Origin of the sequence: Allobosea sp. UNC402CLCol (assembly GCF_000745475.1) — a bacterium.
GTDB lineage: Bacteria > Pseudomonadota > Alphaproteobacteria > Rhizobiales > Beijerinckiaceae > Allobosea > Allobosea spartocytisi.
This window is the reverse complement of the sequence record NZ_JQJJ01000015.1, coordinates 30,319-48,386: the sequence shown is the minus strand read 5'-3', so window position 1 is coordinate 48,386 and position 18,068 is coordinate 30,319. Positions and strand designations below refer to the sequence as shown.

Genomic DNA, 18,068 nt, shown 5'->3' with positions numbered 1-18,068 from the left:
CCTCAATGGCTGTCGGCGCGGTCGGCGATCAGGGCGCCCGACGCATGGGTCAGGATCGTCCAGCCGGCGGGGAGATAGATCGAGGTGTAGGGCTCCTCGACGATGGCGGGACCAGCGACCGGCGCGGTGCGGCCAATTGCGTCGCGCTTGCGCACCGGCGTCGCGACTGCGCCATGGCGGCCATGGACCCGTCGGGTCGGCGCGGTGTCGTCGACCTTCGTCTCGATGCCTTGCGCGGGCACCGGCTTGGCGAGGCGGCCGACGGCCTTCAGCCGGAGCGCTACGATCTCGACCGGCACCTCCGGCTCATCATAGGAGAAACGCTGGCGATGCAAGGCATGGAAGCCTGCGGTCGCCTTGGCGACGCCCGCAGGTGCGAAATCGGCATCGTCGAGCGCGACGCGCAGATCGAAGGCCTGGCCGGAATAGCGCAGGTCCACCGCCCATTCGAAGCTCTGCGCGGCTTCCGTGACGCCGTCCTCGGTCAGCAATTGCCGCGCTTCCGCGACGAGGCGCTTGGCCTTCTCGCCCAGGCCGGGTGCGAGATCGGCGAAGAGACCGATCTGCGTGGCGCTGAGATCATGGGCGATGTCGGACCAGAGGATGCCCCAGGCTGAGAGCGTCGAGGCATGGGCCGGGAAGATCACGCGACGGATGCCCAGTTCCTCCGCGACCTCGCAGGCATGGACGCCGCCGGCGCCGCCGAAGGAAAGCAGCGCGAAGTCCTCGGGGTCCATGCCCTTTTCGAAGAGCGAAAGACGCGTCGCTGTCGCCAGTGCCGAATTTGCGACGTCGATGACGCCGGCCGCGACCTGGTCGACCGAGAGTTTGAGGCGGCTCGCGATCTCCTGTGCAGCCTTCTGCGCGGCCTGCCGGTCGAGCGGCATTGTACCGCCCATGAAGCTCGCCTCGTCGAGGCGGCCGAGCAGCAGGTTGGCGTCGGTGACAGTGAGCTTCATTCCGCCTTTGCCGTAGCAGGCGGGGCCTGGATCGGCGCCTGCCGAATGCGGGCCGATGCGAAGCCGCCCACCCTCGTCGACCCAGGCGATCGAGCCGCCGCCGGCGCCGATCGTCCGCATCTCGATCATCGGCAGGCGCACGGGCAAACCGTCGACCTCGCCCTCGTTGACCATCGAGATCGCGCCGTCATGCACGACCGAGACGTCGAAGGAGGTGCCCCCCATGTCGACCGCGACGAGATTGGGCTCGTCGAGCTCGGCCGAAAGCCGCTTGGCCGCGGCGGCGCCGCCGCTGGGGCCGGACAACAACAGTCGCGCCGGTTCGCGGCCGGCCTTGGCGAGGCCGGAGACGCCGCCATTCGACTGCACGAGATAGACCTGCGCTTCCGGCAACTCCTCCTTCATGCGGCCGGCGAGCCGGTCGGTATAGCGTTGCACGATCGGCACCAGCATGGCGTTCAGCGCGGTCGTCGACATCCGCTCATATTCGCGGATCTCGGGGGAGATGTCGGAGGCGAGCGTGATCGCGACGCCTGGCAGCAGCTCGGCGAGGATCGCGCCAACGCGCCGCTCATGGGCGGGGTTGGCATAGGCATGCAGCAAGCAGACCGCGACCGATTTTACGCCGGCCTTGGCGAGTTCGGTGGCGACGCGGCGTACGCCAGCCTCGTCGAGCGGCACGGTGATCTCGCCCGCGGCATTGACGCGCTCGCTCACGCCAAAGCAGAAGCGCCGCGCCACCAGCGGCTCGGGCTGAGCGAGCGTGATCGCATAGACATCGGTGCGGCCATGGCGCCCAATCTGCATCACGTCCTCGAAGCCGGCCGTCGTGACGACAGCGCCGAGCGGTAGCTTGCGTTCGAGCACGGCGTTTGTCGCGATGGTCGTGCCGTGCAGCAGATACTGCACCGCCTCCATCGGAAAGCCGAAGCGCTCGGAGGCCTGCCTGATACCGGTCAGCAGGCCGATCGAGGGATCGGCCGGCGTACTCGGCGTCTTGATCTGGTGCATCGCGCCGGAGGTCGCATCGAGAATCTCGATATCGGTGAAGGTGCCGCCGATATCGACGGCGATGCGAATATCCTGATCCATCAGGCAAGGCTCCAGTGTTCCCGCTCGCGGACGGCGAGCGGGTCGGGTGGTCGAAAGGCGGTGTTCGGTTCGAGCTAGTACGTGTTCGGCCGGCTCATTTGACGAAGGTCTTGGCCAGGCCCGAGGTCCGGTCGACCACGAGCACGACGAGAAGGGTGAGCACGACGAGGAGCACGGAGAGCGCCGCCACCAGCGGGTCCGCCTGCTGCTCGACATGGTGATACATCGCGACCGGCAGCGTCTGGATGCGCGGGCCGGTCATGAACAGCGAGAGCACGACCTCGTCGAAGGAGACGAGGAAGCACAGCGCCGTCGTGCCGATCAGTCCCGACTTCATCATCGGCAGGGTGATCCGGCGGAAGACCGTGAAAGGCGAGGCGCCGAGCGTCGAAGCGGCTTCCTCGACAGCGATCGGCAGCGTCGACAGCGCCGTGGCGAGCACGCGCAGCGCATAGGGCAGCGTCACCACGAGATGGGCTGCGACGAGGCCGGGGAAGGTCGCGAGCAGCCCGTAGCGGGCGAAGACGATCAGAATGGCGAGACCGAGCACGATCGTCGGCAGCAAGAGCGGCGCGGTGAAGAGGCTGGAGAGCGCCTCTGCCCCGCGCGGCCTCAGCCGCACCAGCGCGAAGGCCGCAGGCAATGCGATGACGAGACAGAGCACTGTGACCGCGCAGGCGAGGAGCAGGCTGGTCCAGAAGGCGGCAGTCATCTTCCCGTCCAAGAAGATCGCCGGATACCACTTAACGCTCCAGCTCGAAGGCGGGAACATCATATAGCTGTCGCCGGAAAAGGAGATCGGCACAACGACGATCAGCGGCGCCAACAGGAAAGCGAACATCAGGAACGCCAGCAGCTTCAGTGCCGGGGAGACGGGACGTTCATCCATGACCAGCCTCCCTCACAGGATCGCGCGGAGCGCGCGGGTGTAGAGCACGAGCGCGGCGCCGAAGATGACGAGCACCAGGATCGACAGCGAGGCGGCCAGCGGCCAGTTCAGCGTCACGATCGCCTGGTCGTAGATCTCGGTCGCCAGCAGAAAGACGCGCCCGCCGCCGAGCAGTTTCGGCGTGATGAAGGAGGAGACCGCGAGTACGAAGCAGAGCAGGCAGCCGAGCGCGATGCCGGGCATCGTCAGCGGCAGGATGATCCGGCGGAAGATCGTGAAGGGCGGCGCGCCTAGCGTCGATGCGGCCTCCTCGACACGCGGGTCAAGCCGCCCGAAGCCGGCGAGAAGCGCCAGGATCATATAGGGCATCAGGATCTCCGTGAGACCGATGACCACGCCGGTCTTGTTGAACATCAATCGCAGGCGCTCGAGACCGAGGCCACTGACCAGATTGTTGACCAACCCGTTCTCGGAGAGGATCGCGATCCAGCCATAGGTCCTCACCACCGCCGAGGTCAGCAGCGGCGAGATCACCAGCACGAGCAGGATCGTCCTCCAGGTGCCGCTGGAGCGGTGCAGATAGAGCGCGATCGGATAGGAGCAGATCAGCGTCAGCAGAGTGATGCCGAGGCTGACTGTGATGCTGTTGACGATCAGCTCGGCGTAGAAGGTGTCGGCGATGACCTTACCCCAGGTCGCGAGCGAGAAGGCCTCGCGCATCGTACCGGTAGGCTCGACCTCGTAGAACGACATGCGTGCGAGATTGAGCACCGGCGCGAGGAAACCGAAGGCGTTGACCAGCGCGATCGGCGCGATCAGCGCGATGACCAGCGCAAGCCCGTTCCGGCGCGGCTTGGCCACGGCGGCTGGCATGGTGATCGCCGCGCTCACGCCGCCGCCCCGTAGACGAAGACATCCTGCGGCCGCCACGACAGGGCGACTGTCGTCCCCGGCGCGAGCACGGTCTCGCCGCCGCGCGTCGCGAGTTCGACCGAGACGGTCTGCCCGGCGACGTCGATGTCGTATTGCAGGATATCGCCCGCGAAGGTCGCCCGCATGATGGTGCCCGCGACCCCTTCGCCGCCGGTCGGTGCCAGGGCGATGCGATGCGGACGGACCATCACCTCGACTGGGCCCGACAGGTCGCCGGGCGCCGCGAAGCGCTGGCCGCCGAAATCGGCGAAGCCGTCCGTCGCTACGGCCTTCAGGCGGTTGGTACGGCCGACGAAGCTCGCCACGAAGGCGGTCTTCGGGCGCTCGTAGAGATCGACCGGCGTGCCGAGCTGTTCGAGCCGGCCCTGGTTCATGACCACGACTTTGTCGCACATCGTCAACGCCTCGCTCTGGTCATGCGTCACGAAGATCGCGGTGATGCCGAGCCGCCGCTGGATGTCGCGGATCTCGTTGCGCATCTCGTCGCGCAGCTTCGCGTCGAGATTGGAGAGCGGCTCGTCGAAGAGCAGGATCGATGGCCGGATGACGAGCGCACGCGCGAGCGCCACGCGCTGCTGCTGACCGCCCGAGAGCTGGGCCGGCCGGTGCTCTTCCTTGCCGGTCAAATGCACCAAGGCGATCGCTTCCTTCACGCGTTTCGCGATCTCGTCCTTCGGCACCTTGCGCATCTCGAGGCCGAAGGCGACGTTCTTCGCCACGCTCATATGCGGAAACAGCGCGTAGCTCTGAAAGACCAGGCCCATGTCGCGGCGGTGCGTCGCAACCTCGGTGAGGTCCTGCCCGCCGACGACGATGCGTCCCGATGTCGCCGGCACGAGGCCGGCGATCATCCTGAGTGAGGTCGTCTTGCCGCAACCCGAGGGGCCGAGGAAGGCAACGAGCTCGCCCTTGGGGACCTCGAGGTCCAGATTGTCGACCGCCGTGAAGCCGGCATAGCGCTTGGTCAGCCCCCGGATGGAGAGAAAGCCCTGGCCCGGTGCCGTGCTGGTGTCGGTCATGACGGTCTATCCTTCCCGGTTCAGCGGCTCAGCGGGATCACCTTGCGGCGCCACTGCTCCATGATCGGCTCGCGAACCTTGGCGAGAGCGATCCAGTCGATCGGGATAACCTTGTCCATGGACTTGACCGCGGTGCGCGCGATCGCGGCATCCGAGATCTGGGCCTTGGCGTTGGTCGGCGCGTAGAACATGCTTTCGGTGAAGGACTTCTGGGCCTCCGGCGACAACGCGTAGTCGATGAACTTGGCGCCGGCATCCTTGCCGGGGCCGCCGGCGACATAGTTGATCGTGTTGATCTGGAAGACGCTGCCTTCCTGCGGGAGGATCACCTTGAGCTTGCCGCCGGATGCGTCGGCATTGACCTGCGCGCGGGCGTTCCAGCCGGCGCCGGCGGCGGCCTGACCGGAGATGATCACGGGATAGACTTCCGGCTTGGGCTCCCAGGTCTGGACGTTGGGGGCGATCTCCCCGAGCGCTGCGATGCCTTGGTCGACGCTCTTGAGATAGTCGGTGCCGCCGCGCGCCTTGTCCATGATCAGGACGAGCGACAGACCCTGGATATCGGGCATGCCGGGGATCGCGACCTTGCCCTTGAGATCGGGCTTGGCGAGGTCCATCCAGCTCTTGGGCGTCTCCTTCACGACGTCCGAATTATAGAGCATGACGAGATTGTCGAAGGTCACGGCGACGCCATCGACATCGGCGATGCGGGCGTTCGGATAGAGATCGGAGACGTTCTTCGAGACCTTGTCGTCGATCTTGATCAGCAGCTTCTCGTCGGTCGCAGCTTTGGAGACCGAGACGTCCATGATCACAACGTCGGCCTGCGGCGCCGCCTTCTGGGCGCGCAAATTACCGAGCATCTGGGCCGAGTTCGGCAGCGGGAAATAGTCGACCTTGATGCCGGGATTGGCCTTCATGAAGGGCTCGATCACGGCCTTGGTGTAACGCTCCTGGAACAGGCCAGAATAGGCCATGACTGTGACGGTCTGTTGCTGCGCGAGCGTGCCCTGCGCATAGAAGCCGGCTGCCAGCGCGATGGCCATGGTGAGCTTCGTCGATGTCTGCATGTCCGATCCCCTCTGTTGTTGCGCGGGCGGTGCTCCACCCGTCGTCAGGCCTGGTCGATTGATTCCGTGTCTCAGACGCCTCAGGACTTGGCGAGCTTGCCCTCGACCAGAGCGGTCGCGCCGGAAATATCGGGCAGCTTCTCGCCCTTGCGCAGGCGCTCCAGCAGCACGAGTTCGTTTTGCTGCATCTCGATCGCCTTGCGGGCGTAAGCTTCGGCGGTTGCGGTCTTCAGGACCACCACGCCGCTTTCGTCGCAGAGCACCGCGTCACCGGGTTCGATCGTCTGGCCTCCGACACTGACGGGCACGTTGATCGCACCTTCCGTGCCAAGGATCTTGGTGGTGATCGGCGAGGGGCCGCGGCACCACATCGGCATGTCGGTCTTGACGATCTCGGAGAAGTCCGTGGCCGGGCCGTCGATCACGCCCGCGGCGACGCCGGCGTTCTTCATCGCATGGGTAACGACGCCGCCCCAACAGGCATGCTTGGTGTCGCCGCAGCGGTCGATCACCACAATGTCGCCGGGGCGCACCAGCTTCGTCAGATAGTGCAGCGCCGTCGAATCCGCGTGGGGAATTCGGATCGTGACGGCCGTGCCGGCGATGCGCTTGGTCGGCAGCACCGCCCTGATCTCGCGATCGACGAAGCCCGAATGCAGCACATGGCCGATGGTCGCGACCTCGCATTGCTGAAGCAGGGAGACAAGATTGCCGGAGATCCGCGCCGGCATGGGATTGACGGTGAACATGGGAAGGCTCTTTCCGCTCAGGCGATGACGTGATGGTCGGCGACCGGCACCGCCGCACGGACCTTCGCCGTGTAGTCGAAATCGAGCCGGCCGCTGGTCGTGCCGACGCCGTCCGAGGCCTGCGCGGTGACATGGCCCCAGGGATTGATCACCATCGAATGGCCGTAGCAGGCGTTCTTTCCCTGGGCGTGCGTGCCGGTCTGGCCGGTGGCGAGAAACCAGGTCTGCGTTTCGCAGGCCCGTGCCCGTGCCAGCAATTCCCAGTGGTCCTTGCCCGTCATCAGTGTGAAGGCCGCGGGCAGGACGATGACGTCCGCGCCGGCGTCGCGCAGCTTGCGGAAGAGTTCGGGGAAGCGGATGTCGTAGCAGATGGCGCAGCCCACGGTCGTCTCGCCAACCCTGTAGGTCACGACCTCCCGCCCGCGCGAAACCATGTTGGACTCGCGATAGCTGACGCCGCCGGGCGCATCGACGTCGAACAGATGGATCTTGCGGTAATGCGCGATCTGCTTGCCGTCGGGCCCGAAGACGATCGTCGCGTTGAAATAGTCATCGCCGTCGCGCTCAGCGACGCTGCCCGCATGAATGGTCACGCCATGCTTCTCGGCTAGGCCTGACATCAGGCGATAGCTCTCGCCGTTCGGGAACGTCTCGGCGCTCGCGCGCATCGCCGCCGCGTTGCCATCGAGAAAGGCGTAGTATTCCGGCAGGACGATGAGATCGGGCTGGTCTTCCGCGACGACCTTCTCGACCATGGCCCGGGCCGTCTTCAGGTTCGCGGACTTGTCGTCCTGCGAGTTCATCTGGATGAGTGAGACCTTCATCGGCATTCTCCCCGCTGTCGGTGCGGCAGGAGAGCAAACCCCCGATGGGCCCGCAAACGCGAAATTCTTGTTCGCCCCGACAAGAATTACTTATGACAGCGCCGTGACCAGGGCGTGCCTGTTGTCGAGGCAGATCGTCAGGACGCCGCGATTTCCGCCGCCATATCGGCGATCAGGGCCGGTAGCGTGTTTCCCGGATTGTCGTTGAAGACGGCATGGAAATGCAGGGGCGGCAGCCTTGCCTCGACATCGAGCACATGCAGCTCGCCGGTATCGAGGAACTCCTGCACCACCGCCTGCGGCAGCACCGCGACGCCGACGCCGTCCCTGACGAGCCGGGTGATGGTGGCAAGCGAATTCGAATTGAACACCCGCACCGTTTCGGTGTCGATCCCAGAAAGCTCGATCGCACGCAGCACCGAATGATGTGGCTGCGAGCCCTTCGAATAGGCGAAGATCGGATAGGCGGTGAGGTCGCCGATGGCGAGCCGGCCGGGCTTCAGCGGCAGTTTGGGCGAGCCGATCCAGAGACAGTCAAAGACGCACAGCTCGATGTTGCGGATATGCGGCGCGACCACCGGCCCCATGATCAGGCCTAGATCGATCTGCCCTTCCTGGATCTGGCGGGCGAGATTCAGGCTGGTGTCGACGTTGAGGTCGATCGCGACGTTCGGATAGGTCTCCTTGACCCGCTCGATCAGGCGCGGCAGCCAAGCATAGACGACGGAATCGACCGTGCCGATCAGCACCGTCCCGCGGACCTGGCCAGCATCGGCGATCGAGCGTTCGAGTTCTGCGACCATACGCATGATCGCCTCCGCCTGCGGCAAGGCTCGCTGGCCATGCGGCGTCAGCCCGACATTGCGCAGGTCGCGCTCGAACAGGCGCACGCCGAGTTCCCGCTCCAGCGTCGCGATGCGATTGGAGACCGCAGCTTGCGTGGTGCAAAGCTTCTCGGCAGCGACCGAGAAGTTCCGCAGCCGTGCGACCCAGACGAAGGTTTCGAGGAATTTGAGGTTCACGCCATGCCACGTCAGCTACGCGCGCCCAGGCGCGAGGGAGCCTGACTTAGCGCTGTTTGGGGAGGGCCGTGAAGTGTCTGCCATCTGTCGAGAGCATCTTCCGCGCTTGACGGCCGATCGAAGAGAGCGCTCAGAGCCTCGTCACATTAAGCAAAACGGCCCAGCAGGCGTCGTCTGGGTCACGGGTTGGCACGATACCAATCAGCGCGGCAATGATGGTATCGAGGCGCCAACCGACATTGCCGTTGCCAGCGCGCAACGTCCGCTTCCTGGCGAGGATTCAACTTCCGCTTCTGGATGGCGCAACGCGCCGGTTTGTTCCGGGCACGAGCTCACTTGTAGCAATCGTCTTTTTGAGGTGTCGCCATTGCGGAATCTGCGATGACAGTTTCGGCTTGGCTCTTCATTCTCGCTGCGGTCGTCTGGACCATATCCTGGAGGAGGAACCGCCATGAAGCTCCGCTGTGTCGATTGCATGGCTGAGCTCGCACCGCGATGGGCATATGAATGCCAGGCCTGCGGCGGCATTCTGGAGCAGGTCGGGAATGACGGCGTTCCACCTTTTTCCTTCGGCGAGGGGCAGACGCCGCTCATTCGCGCCGAGCGACTGGAAAGAGCACTGCCGGGTTTCAAGGGCGAACTCTGGCTGAAGGACGAGACCCGTAACCCAAGCGGCTCCTTCAAGGATCGGTTGATCGCAGCCGCGCTCGGCCGTGCCATCGCCACGGGCGTGCGCGGCGTCGTCTGCGCGTCATCGGGAAATGCCGGAGCGGCGACGGCGGTCTACGCCGCCCGAGCCGGCATGCCGGCGATCGTGGTCGTCCCGGCGCATACGCCGCCAAACAAGGTGACGCAGATTGCGGCGCATGGCGCGGTTCTGCTCCTCGTTGAAGGGAATTACAGCCGCTCCTATGACCTTGCCCGCGCGCTGGCGGAGCGGCATGGCTTCGTCAACCTGACCACGACCTTCATCAATCCTTATGCCGTCGCTGGGCTCACTGCTGTCGGACGCGAACTCTTTGCCCAGCTCGACGGCGTCCCGCCGAGCCATGTCTTGATTCCGACAGGCAGCGGCCCCCTCGTCAAAGGTGTTTGGCAGGGCCTCAAGGAAGCGGGTGCCGTGACGCACCTCGTTGCCGTGCAGGCGGAAGGATGCGCACCAATTGCTCGCGCTTTCGTGGCGGGTGCAGAGCACGTCACGGCGTGGAGCACGCCCGAGACCATCGCCTCCGGTATCAGCGATCCGCTGATCGGCTATGAGCGCGACGGCAGCTATACGCTGCGCCTCGTGAAGGAAAGCGGGGGACTGGTACTGGCGGTCAGCGATGCGCAGCTGCGTGAGGCCATGTTTCGGCTGGCGAGGCTGGAGGGGGTCTATGCCGAGCCGACGGGCGCAAGCTCGGTCGCCGCCCTTCCGCAGCTTCTCGGCGGGGGGCACCTTGCCCCGGGATCGCGCATCGTCTGCCTGATCACGGGGCATGGTTTCAAGGATGGGGGTGCCTTTCAGGAGATGCCCGTCAGGACGCATCGCGTCTTTGATCCAGAAGACACTGCGGCGGTGGCTCGTCTCTGCGAAGCAGCGATCGAGCAGGGCGAGGAGACGAGCCTCTCTCTCGGGCCGGGCGTCCGAGGCCTGGCCTGAATTTTGCTGCCGTATCGTCAGCGACCGAGCCGGTCGCTGACGATACGGCAGAGGAGAGGGCAATGGGCGCTCATGATGACCAGGCACCGGCAGTAGACGGCGATCTTACGGTCGAACGGCGCAGCCTGTTCGGACTCGGCCTCGCTGGTGCAGCTCTGGGCGGTCTCGCGGCGAGCAGTGTCGCGGCGCTCGCGCCGACGCCTGTGGCAGCGCAGACGGTCGCCAAGAGCAAGCTGTACACCATCAAGGAGCGCGGCAAGCTGATCGTCGGAACCGGCAGCACCAACCCGCCCTGGCATTTCCAGGACGCGAGCGGCAAGCTCGCCGGCATGGATATCGACCTCGCCCGGCTACTCGCCAAGAGCCTTTTCGACGATCCGGACAAGGTCGAATTCGTCATCCAGGGTTCGGATGCCCGCATTCCAAGCCTCGTCACCGACAAGGTTGACATCGTCGTGCAATGGATGACCGTGACCCCCGGTCGAGCCCAGCAGGTCGAGTTCACCATTCCCTATTACCGCGAGGGCAACGGCCTGCTGATGCTCGCCAAGGGCGGCAAGTACAAAAGCTATGCCGAGCTCAAGGCGGCTGGCAAGGCGGTGACCATCGGCGGCATGCAAAACGTCTTTCTGGAGGAGTGGATCCACAAGGCCTTGCCCGAGGCCAAGGTCGATGCCTTCGACAGCCCCGATGCGGCCATGCAAGCGCTGAATGCCCGCCGCATCGACGCCTCGATGCAGGATCAGTCCGCTATCCGCTGGCTGATGCAGCAGGCGCCCGACCGCTTCGTCGATTCAGGGTTCGGCTGGATGCCGAATTCCTATGCATCGGCCGTGAAACCTGGCGATCCGATTTGGCTGAATTGGGTCAACACCGTTTACAAGGAGGCGATGATGGGCGTCGACTTCGACACCTTCGCCGCCTCGTACAAGAAGTGGTTTGGCATCGAACTGTCGCTTCCCAAAGTGGGATTTCCGCAGGAATTCGCCTGATCCATCCGGATCCACTGTCTCCCGGCGGCGAGGCCTGACCGGCTTCGCCACGTCGTCCCCGGATCGCAGGCATGATCGATTATCATTTCGACTGGTCCGTGATCACGCGGAACTGGGACAAGTTTACCGACGCGCTGCTTCTAGGGCTTGGGCTGGCCGTCGTCTCGCTGGCGATCGGATCTGTCATCGGGTTGTTGGCGGCCTATGCCCGGCTGTCGCCCCGCAAGTGGCTGTCCTACCTTGTCTGGGCCTATGTCGAGTTTATCCGCTGCACCCCGTTGCTGCTGCTAATCTTCTTCCTCTATTTCGGCCTGCCCGAATTCGACATCACCGTGCTCGACAAGAGCCAGAGCTTCGTTCTGTCGCTGTCGCTCTATGCCGGGGCTTATATGTGCGAGGTCTTCCGCTCCGGCCTGGCCTCGATCCCGAAGCAATATGTCGAGGCGGCGAAGGCCATCGGGCTAAGGCCGCTGCAGCGTCAGCTCTACGTCGTCCTGCCGGTGATGTTCAGGATCACGCTGCCGGCCGTCAGCAATAATCTGATTTCGCTGTTCAAGGACACCTCGCTCGCCGCCGCCATCGCCGTGCCGGAGCTGACCTTCACCGCCCGCCAGATCAATGCCAACACCTTTCGCGTCATGGAGGTTTGGTTGACGGCAAGCGGGCTCTATCTTGTCACGGCCTATGTCATCGCCACCTTGCTGCGCCTGGTCGAGCGCCGTTACGCAGCCATTCGCTGAGGAGCCGGCGGTCATGACCTTCACCCCCGGCACCTTCTGGTTCGAGGCCTGGGCGGCGCGCGAGGCGCTGCTGGTCGGCCTTGGCGTCACGCTCGCCAGTGCGATGTTGAGCATCGTGATGGCCACGGTCTGCGGCATCGCCGTAGGGGTCGCGCTGTCCTATGGCTGGTGGTGGCTCAGCGGCCTGGCACGTCTTTACGTCGACGTGATGCGCGGCATCCCGCTGCTGGTGCTGATCCTATTCACCTATTACGGCCTGGCGCTGTTCGGCATCAATGTGCCGGCATTCTGGGCAGGAGTCGTTGCGCTCGGCGCTTTCGCCACCGCCCATGTTGCCGAGAACTTCCGCGGTGCCGTGCAATCGGTGCCGGCTGGGCAGATGGAGGCGGCCAAGGCGATCGGCCTCACATTCCGCCAGCGACTCGCGTACGTCATCCTGCCCCAGGCCTTTCGCAGGATACTGCCGCCTTGGGTGAACACCGCACTGGAGATCGTCAAGGGCACAACGCTCCTCTCTATCATCGGCGTGATCGAGCTGCTTCTCGCCGCCCAGCAACAGATGGCGCGCAACTATATGATCGTCGATTTCTATCTACTCACGCTGGCGCTCTATCTCGTCATCAATTTCACGCTCGCCCAGCTGGGCGGGGTGCTTGAGCGCCGCTTCTCCTATCTACGCTATTGAAGGCCGCCATGAGCGAACCGCCTCTTCTTCAAGCCACAAATGTCCGCAAGCACTTCGGCAAGGTCGAGGTGCTGAAAGGCATTGATCTCACCATGCGGCAGGGCCAGGTCGTCTCGCTGATAGGGGCTTCTGGGTCCGGCAAGACGACCTTCCTGCGATGCATCAACCTGCTGGAAGAGCACGATGGCGGCGAAATCCTGCTCGATGGCGATCCGATCGGCTACAAGCTGGCCGGAGAGACGCGCAAGCGCCTGAGCGAAACGAAGATCTCCGCCCAAAGAGCCCGAATGGGGATGGTCTTCCAGCAGTTCAACCTGTTCCCCCATCTGACGGCGGCCGAGAACGTGATGCTGGGCCTCGTCAAGGTGCAGGGCAAGCCAAAGGCCGAGGCGACGGACATCGCCAGCCACTGGCTCGGCCGCGTCGGCCTAGGCGAGCGCAAGGACCACTATCCCTATCAGCTCTCGGGAGGGCAGCAGCAGCGCGTCGCTATTGCGCGGGCGGTCGCGATGCAGCCCCGCCTTCTGCTCTTCGACGAAGTGACCTCGGCGCTGGACCCCGAACTCGTCGCCGAAGTTCTCGGGGTCATGCAGGCACTGGCGGAGGCAGGCATGACCATGTTGCTGGTCAGTCACGAAATGCTGTTCGTGCGTGAGGTCTCGCATCACGTGGTCTTTCTTGACCAAGGCCGCGTCGCGCAGGAAGGGCGGCCTGAAGATGTGTTCGATCATCCGGAAAACGAGCGCCTGCGCAGCTTCCTCGGGCGCTTTCACGGGTTATTCGGCCGCTGACATCACTAATAGTCGATGGCCGGATTAAAGATTTTCTGGTGCTGTCAAAAAAAGGCGTCATGGATCCGTACGGTTTATTGGGAACAACCGGCGCGCATTTCATCATGGCCTGGCCAGCCTGGACCGGAGGCCGTTGGCACAGCAGGTGCGGCGAACTGGCGGGCTCGAAGGTGCGAGCGCGGCGGCCGCCCGAAGGTGGGGTGCTGGGCGTCGTCACCTATCACAACCCGGCCTGCGGGACTTCCCGCAACGCGCTGGACCTTATTCGCAATGCGAGCGTCGAGCCGCACGTCGTCGAGTGCCCGAAGACGCCGCCTACGCAGGCGCTGGTGAAGCTGCTGGAATAGTTTCTTGACCGGGCCGGGCGAACCGTCCGGGAAATCCTGCGCGAGGAGGGGACGCTTCTCGCAAACTCGGCCTCAGCGATCCGAACCTTTCCGACGATGCTCTGCTTGATGCGATCGAGGCACATCTCATCTTGATCTACCGCCCGCCGATCGTCGGCGGATTACCAACTGCATGAAGCGCCAACGCCTTCAATGGTATGTGCCGGCGATATGCTCAACGACTATCGCGTCGCGAGCTCCGGAATGTTCGCGAACCCGGCCGGCTATCCCAACATGCAGATATCGCGAGAAGCGACGCTTGAGCCGCGATCTGTGATTGAGCTTTAGAGAGCTCTGCCGGCCATTCCGCTTTCAGCGCAAAAATAGGGCCGGCGAGATCATCGCCGCACCCAATACGATGACGACAAGCGTTCTCAGCCAGACGGCTCGGGTATGGGGCGAAAAGATCCAGGAACTCTTCATGCAAACTGAGCCACGGAACGAACTGAAAGGCGTGGAATTTAGCAACGAAACCTCGCCTCAGGTCAATACTTGCCTGCTCAGTGGAGCAGTATCAACCCGGGGCTCCGGATTGATCAGACCGTCTCCATCGCGAGGCCGCTTACCAGCCCGGTGGATGGAAGAGATGGCAGATCATGCTGCTGGCAATGGAGAGGAGCGCTGAAACGCGTGCGGAAAGCCCCGGCATCCTCCGCATCGGTAAAGCTTATGCGGATCCGCCTGTGGTCGGGCTCCCAAAGAATGCGAGCCTGATGCGGGATATGACGATCAATGAGCCATAGCCCAATCTCGTAGAGGCGCTCGTTTAGCATTGTCACGTCGAGCGGTAGATCGACAGTGAAAGCGCCTTTCAGTCCAATCCGCGTGGTCACGGCGACGGCAGATTGCTGCACGTCGCCCTCCTGCTCGTCAGGTTCCGATGATTTCACGGTACGCATGCCTTTCCGGCGTCTTCAATTGCAAAGCCCACCCGCATAGGGCGTGTTTCCTCACGTGATAGCGATTGAAGTCTGGGGAGCCGTCCTCCCACCAGACCGGTCCACGCTCGCCAAGTGCAACCTTGGCAGAACCGACGAGTGCGCGAGCGGCGTTCAGATTGCCGCGCTCGCGCTTTGCCTCTTTGATAGGCCCGGTGAGCATCCATCCGTTCGGCGACACGTTGATGACGCCAGCGCCTGCCGGCGAAAATACCGGGGTATGCGAGCCTACCATCCATGGCGGGCGTCGAGGACGACCTCGAAGTGCGTTACAAACTCCGGCTTGACCAGCAGAAAGCGATCGTCCTCGGGATAATAGCGGGCGCGGTTATGATCTGCACCGGCGAAGGCCACTATCGCGTCGATCGAATCCCACCAGCTGAGCGTCTCGATCTCTGTCGTGCCATCAGGGAGATCTCGTAGAAGCATTTGGAATCCCAGATTGCCCGGCGTACTGCTGTAGTCGTCTCCGCCAGTCGAGCGGACGTAGTCGACATAGCCTGCGCGATCCCCGGTGCGGATTTTAGATGCCCAGCGTCGCAAGATCGATGCCGTAGTCATTCCACGCCTCCTACCTACTGACGGACGATCGACTAACGAATTGGTCGCGCCAAAGTTCATGCAGATGCGATGCGCGAAACGCGGAGGGCACTTTCTCTGGTTGTCCCATGCGTCGTTCAGAAAAAAAGGCCGGCGTCCCAAAGGGAGCCGGCCAAGGAGAAGCCGTGGCGCTGAGCCGAAAGCTTCGAGGGGAACGGCGGGACCAGGCTCCAGCGGGAGGGGGGCTGGAGGGGTCAACAAGCCGCTCGCCCAATATGGGTCATGCGTCTGGAAGCGCAATCCGCCATTCAGATAACTATGCCATGCGGCAGGCGCGCGTCGACGCACTAGTCCTGTCACAAATCCGGATCGGTCGAGCTGCCACGGAGATCTGCTCTCCGAAGCTGGGAAGCGCGGCTCGGTTCTCAAAAATTCCACGGATATATCAATCTGTTGAGCTAAAATCGTCGGTCGGAGCCGGTTTTCCGGAAGGGCGGCACAACTGAGTCACAGAGCCTCGAGCGATCGCCTCAGAAGCGCTGCGCGCCGAGGTTTGGCTCGGGCAGAGCCCTGCTTCACAATTGCTGCTTGCGGACGATCTCGACAAAGCGGGCTGCCAATCGCGACAGCGGCCGGCTGCGCATGGTCATGAGACAGATCGTGGTGGGGATCTGCGGTTTCAAGGAGAGCTGAGCCAGCCCATCGAAACGCTGCGCTTGCGTCAGAAGGCTGCCGATCAGCGTCACATCCCCAGGCTCCACCAGAAGATGAGCGGCTGAAATGCTGTAGGGAACGGTCATGAACGGGGCGGCAGAAGCTGGATCATAACCGGCGCGTGGTCGCTGGTGTGGTCCCAGCCTCGCGGAGCGCGTCGAACTTCCGCGGATTTCAATCGGGGTGCAAGGGTGGGGCTGAGCAGAATATGGTCGAGGCGAAGTCCCGCGCCGCGTTCGAATGAGTTTCGCCAGTACTTCCAGAACGTATAAATTCGCTCTCTCGGATGAAGATGTCTAACGGTGTCCGTCCAACCCTGATGAATCAGGTCGGCATAGGCCTTCCTAACCTCTGGACGAAAGAGAGCATCATCTCGCCATCGCTCGGGTGCATAAACGTCGAGCTCCGTCGGCATGACATTAAAATCGCCGAGGAGTGCGACCGGTACGTCGTGCGAGAGCAGTTCGTCTGCATAGCTCAGCAACCGGTCAAACCAGCGAAGCTTGTATTCGAACTTGGGTCCAGGGACCGGATTCCCGTTGGGGAGATAGAGACATCCGATCAGTACCCCGTTGACCGCCGCCTCGATGTATCGGCTATGGCTGTCATCAGGATCTCCCGGCAATCCCCGGCGGGTGAGGACTGGCGGTCGGCCCCGTGCGAGGATAGCGACACCATTCCAACTCTTTTGACCGTGCCAAACCGCAGCGTAGCCGGCTTGCTGCAATTCGCGCTCCGGAAAACGATCAGCTGAACATTTCAGCTCTTGTAGACACACAACATCGGGGCAGTCTTGCTTGAGCCACCGGAGAAGAACGGACAACCGGCCATTTATGCCGTTCACATTGTAGGTCGCGATCTTCAATGACGGCTCTCCTCAAACGCGATACCGCCAATCGTCGAAAGTCCTCGATCAGGGCCAACGCGCCGCCAAGCAAGAAGCCGACAACGGCGAACCGAGCCTGCTGATCGCCAGTAGTCACCTCGATCGCTTCCAACCAAACCGGAAACTTGCCCTCGATTTCGCCGTAGCGGGCCGCGCGATCACCGATAGGATCACTCACTCTGCCTCCAGAGGCGCTCGGACTGAGCCGCGATTCTCGCCTGGGTGGGTCCAGCGACGATGGTCGCGCTGGCGTCGGTCCATTTACTCGGTCGCCTCCGACCATCTCCCCTTAGCCTCAGCCGCTGGGATGATTAGCTTGATCGTATCGTCCTGGAGGTCAACGACGAGCGCCAGGTCAAGGTAATGATGGGCTCCGCCCGACTCTGGATCATTCTTCTTGAGCTTGATGAGCTGGCCACTCAGAGCGTCGACGGTCCCGATATGCCCTCCATCGGATCCGATCACGCGCTGGCCTTCCTTGATTTGCTCCACGAACATCATCGCTAGCTCTCCTTCCGAATACCACGGTCGGCAACGGGCAGTCTGGCACCGAGGTTCCAATGGGCTGATGTGGCCATGATTCACATGGCCAGCAGGCCACGGCACCGCGCATCGATTTCGCGCGCCTTGCAGGCGCCAGCCGCAGGCACAAGTCCGATATTTGCGAGCCTCAAGGAACGCTGGCGTTCGCCCAGAAGCGGAGCATCGGTCCCTCATCACCCAAAACTGGATCCTTGGGTGGAAAGCTCAATAGGGCGATCCTCTGTTTCATTGCAGGCGATGGTTCCTCGCGAACGATGTCTCCAGCCTGGCCGGGCGGATACGCACCGACAACGAGGAAATCATCGGACTGCCTGAGGCGCCGATGCCCAGTCCCTGCGGGCAGCAGCAAGACGTCGCCAGCTTCCACCCTGACCTCGCGGCCGCCCTCTCCCCCGAGCACGAGCTCGGCCGACCCCGCTGCTATGCCAAGAACCTCATGGCCCTGGGCGTGGTAGTGGTCGAACTCGTAAATCCCATCTCGCCACTGAGGCGGCCATCCGTTTTCTTGGAAAAGCTTCTCCATGAACGTGGTGAGATCAATGGTCGCCGCAGGATCGAACGCCCTTTCATAAATCAAGGCTGGCAACCTGGGATTGTTGGGAACGAAGCCCCGCGGCTCGAAATGCAAGGCGGTTACTGTCACCCGGGTCATGG

At 63.4% G+C, this 18,068-nt stretch carries 19 protein-coding genes and 1 pseudogene; 6 read left to right on the top strand and 14 right to left on the bottom strand.

Annotation, left to right across the window (positions count from 1 at the left end; translation table 11 throughout):
* Positions 1-2: 2 nt before the first annotated feature.
* The 8 genes from GY40_RS20340 to GY40_RS20305 all read right to left on the bottom strand — a co-directional run bounded on the left by GY40_RS20340 (position 3) and on the right by GY40_RS20305 (position 8,557).
* Positions 3-2,051 (bottom strand): hydantoinase/oxoprolinase family protein, encoded by a 2,049-nt coding sequence (locus GY40_RS20340; RefSeq protein ID WP_038366190.1) that lies wholly within the window; start codon positions 2,049-2,051, stop codon positions 3-5.
* A gap of 94 nt (positions 2,052-2,145) precedes the next feature.
* The gene (locus GY40_RS20335; protein ID WP_038366187.1) at positions 2,146-2,940 is read right to left on the bottom strand and encodes an ABC transporter permease; all 795 of its coding nucleotides are present in this window, start codon (positions 2,938-2,940) and stop codon (positions 2,146-2,148) included.
* A 12-nt stretch (positions 2,941-2,952) separates the two neighbouring features.
* Positions 2,953-3,813 carry an ABC transporter permease subunit gene (locus GY40_RS20330; RefSeq protein WP_051988369.1) on the bottom strand — a complete coding sequence of 287 codons (861 nt, stop codon included), beginning with the start codon at positions 3,811-3,813 and terminating at the stop codon, positions 2,953-2,955.
* Between the two features lie 14 nt (positions 3,814-3,827).
* A complete protein-coding gene (locus GY40_RS20325; protein ID WP_038366184.1) occupies positions 3,828-4,892 on the bottom strand; it encodes an ABC transporter ATP-binding protein in 1,065 nt (354 codons plus the stop codon).
* Positions 4,893-4,912: 20 nt separating this feature from the next.
* The gene (locus tag GY40_RS20320) at positions 4,913-5,962 is read right to left on the bottom strand and encodes an ABC transporter substrate-binding protein (RefSeq protein WP_038366180.1); all 1,050 of its coding nucleotides are present in this window, start codon (positions 5,960-5,962) and stop codon (positions 4,913-4,915) included.
* Positions 5,963-6,042: 80 nt separating this feature from the next.
* Complete coding sequence (locus GY40_RS20315; RefSeq protein ID WP_038366176.1) at positions 6,043-6,711, bottom strand: RraA family protein; 669 nt, start codon at positions 6,709-6,711, stop codon at positions 6,043-6,045.
* A gap of 17 nt (positions 6,712-6,728) precedes the next feature.
* Complete coding sequence (locus tag GY40_RS20310) at positions 6,729-7,535, bottom strand: carbon-nitrogen hydrolase family protein (protein WP_081925563.1); 807 nt, start codon at positions 7,533-7,535, stop codon at positions 6,729-6,731.
* Between the two features lie 137 nt (positions 7,536-7,672).
* Positions 7,673-8,557 carry a LysR family transcriptional regulator gene (locus tag GY40_RS20305; RefSeq protein WP_038366173.1) on the bottom strand — a complete coding sequence of 295 codons (885 nt, stop codon included), beginning with the start codon at positions 8,555-8,557 and terminating at the stop codon, positions 7,673-7,675.
* Between the two features lie 475 nt (positions 8,558-9,032).
* On the opposite strand from GY40_RS20305, the gene GY40_RS20300 reads away from it, so the two are divergent.
* The 6 genes and pseudogenes from GY40_RS20300 to GY40_RS27220 form a co-directional block, all read left to right on the top strand.
* Positions 9,033-10,199, top strand: a complete 1,167-nt coding sequence (locus GY40_RS20300; protein WP_197062791.1) for a pyridoxal-phosphate dependent enzyme — start codon at positions 9,033-9,035, stop codon at positions 10,197-10,199.
* Positions 10,200-10,261: 62 nt separating this feature from the next.
* Positions 10,262-11,191, top strand: a complete 930-nt coding sequence (locus GY40_RS20295; RefSeq protein ID WP_081925562.1) for a transporter substrate-binding domain-containing protein — start codon at positions 10,262-10,264, stop codon at positions 11,189-11,191.
* Positions 11,192-11,265: 74 nt separating this feature from the next.
* Positions 11,266-11,931, top strand: a complete 666-nt coding sequence (locus tag GY40_RS20290; RefSeq protein WP_038366501.1) for an amino acid ABC transporter permease — start codon at positions 11,266-11,268, stop codon at positions 11,929-11,931.
* A 13-nt stretch (positions 11,932-11,944) separates the two neighbouring features.
* On the top strand, positions 11,945-12,616 hold the full coding sequence (locus GY40_RS20285; protein WP_038366171.1) for an amino acid ABC transporter permease: 672 nt from the start codon (positions 11,945-11,947) through the stop codon (positions 12,614-12,616).
* An 8-nt stretch (positions 12,617-12,624) separates the two neighbouring features.
* The gene (locus GY40_RS20280; RefSeq protein ID WP_038366169.1) at positions 12,625-13,407 is read left to right on the top strand and encodes an amino acid ABC transporter ATP-binding protein; all 783 of its coding nucleotides are present in this window, start codon (positions 12,625-12,627) and stop codon (positions 13,405-13,407) included.
* Positions 13,408-13,610: 203 nt separating this feature from the next.
* A pseudogene (locus tag GY40_RS27220) lies at positions 13,611-13,909 on the top strand (ArsC/Spx/MgsR family protein); the annotation flags it as partial.
* A 420-nt stretch (positions 13,910-14,329) separates the two neighbouring features.
* On the opposite strand, the gene GY40_RS20270 reads toward GY40_RS27220, so the two are convergent.
* The 6 genes from GY40_RS20270 to GY40_RS20250 all read right to left on the bottom strand — a co-directional run bounded on the left by GY40_RS20270 (position 14,330) and on the right by GY40_RS20250 (position 18,066).
* A complete protein-coding gene (locus tag GY40_RS20270) occupies positions 14,330-14,692 on the bottom strand; it encodes a hypothetical protein (protein ID WP_038366167.1) in 363 nt (120 codons plus the stop codon).
* A 267-nt stretch (positions 14,693-14,959) separates the two neighbouring features.
* On the bottom strand, positions 14,960-15,292 hold the full coding sequence (locus GY40_RS20265; RefSeq protein ID WP_185747855.1) for a hypothetical protein: 333 nt from the start codon (positions 15,290-15,292) through the stop codon (positions 14,960-14,962).
* 554 nt (positions 15,293-15,846) lie between these two features.
* On the bottom strand, positions 15,847-16,071 hold the full coding sequence (locus tag GY40_RS27210; protein ID WP_081925559.1) for a type 2 periplasmic-binding domain-containing protein: 225 nt from the start codon (positions 16,069-16,071) through the stop codon (positions 15,847-15,849).
* Positions 16,068-16,850, bottom strand: a complete 783-nt coding sequence (xth, locus tag GY40_RS27205) for an exodeoxyribonuclease III (RefSeq protein WP_081925558.1) — start codon at positions 16,848-16,850, stop codon at positions 16,068-16,070. Before xth ends, GY40_RS27210 begins: the two co-directional genes overlap by 4 nt.
* Positions 16,851-17,132: 282 nt before the next feature.
* A complete protein-coding gene (locus GY40_RS27710) occupies positions 17,133-17,372 on the bottom strand; it encodes a DUF2171 domain-containing protein (RefSeq protein WP_038366163.1) in 240 nt (79 codons plus the stop codon).
* A 169-nt stretch (positions 17,373-17,541) separates the two neighbouring features.
* Entirely contained in the window at positions 17,542-18,066 is a 525-nt protein-coding gene (locus tag GY40_RS20250; RefSeq protein WP_038366161.1) for a cupin domain-containing protein, read from the bottom strand.
* Positions 18,067-18,068: the final 2 nt, after the last annotated feature.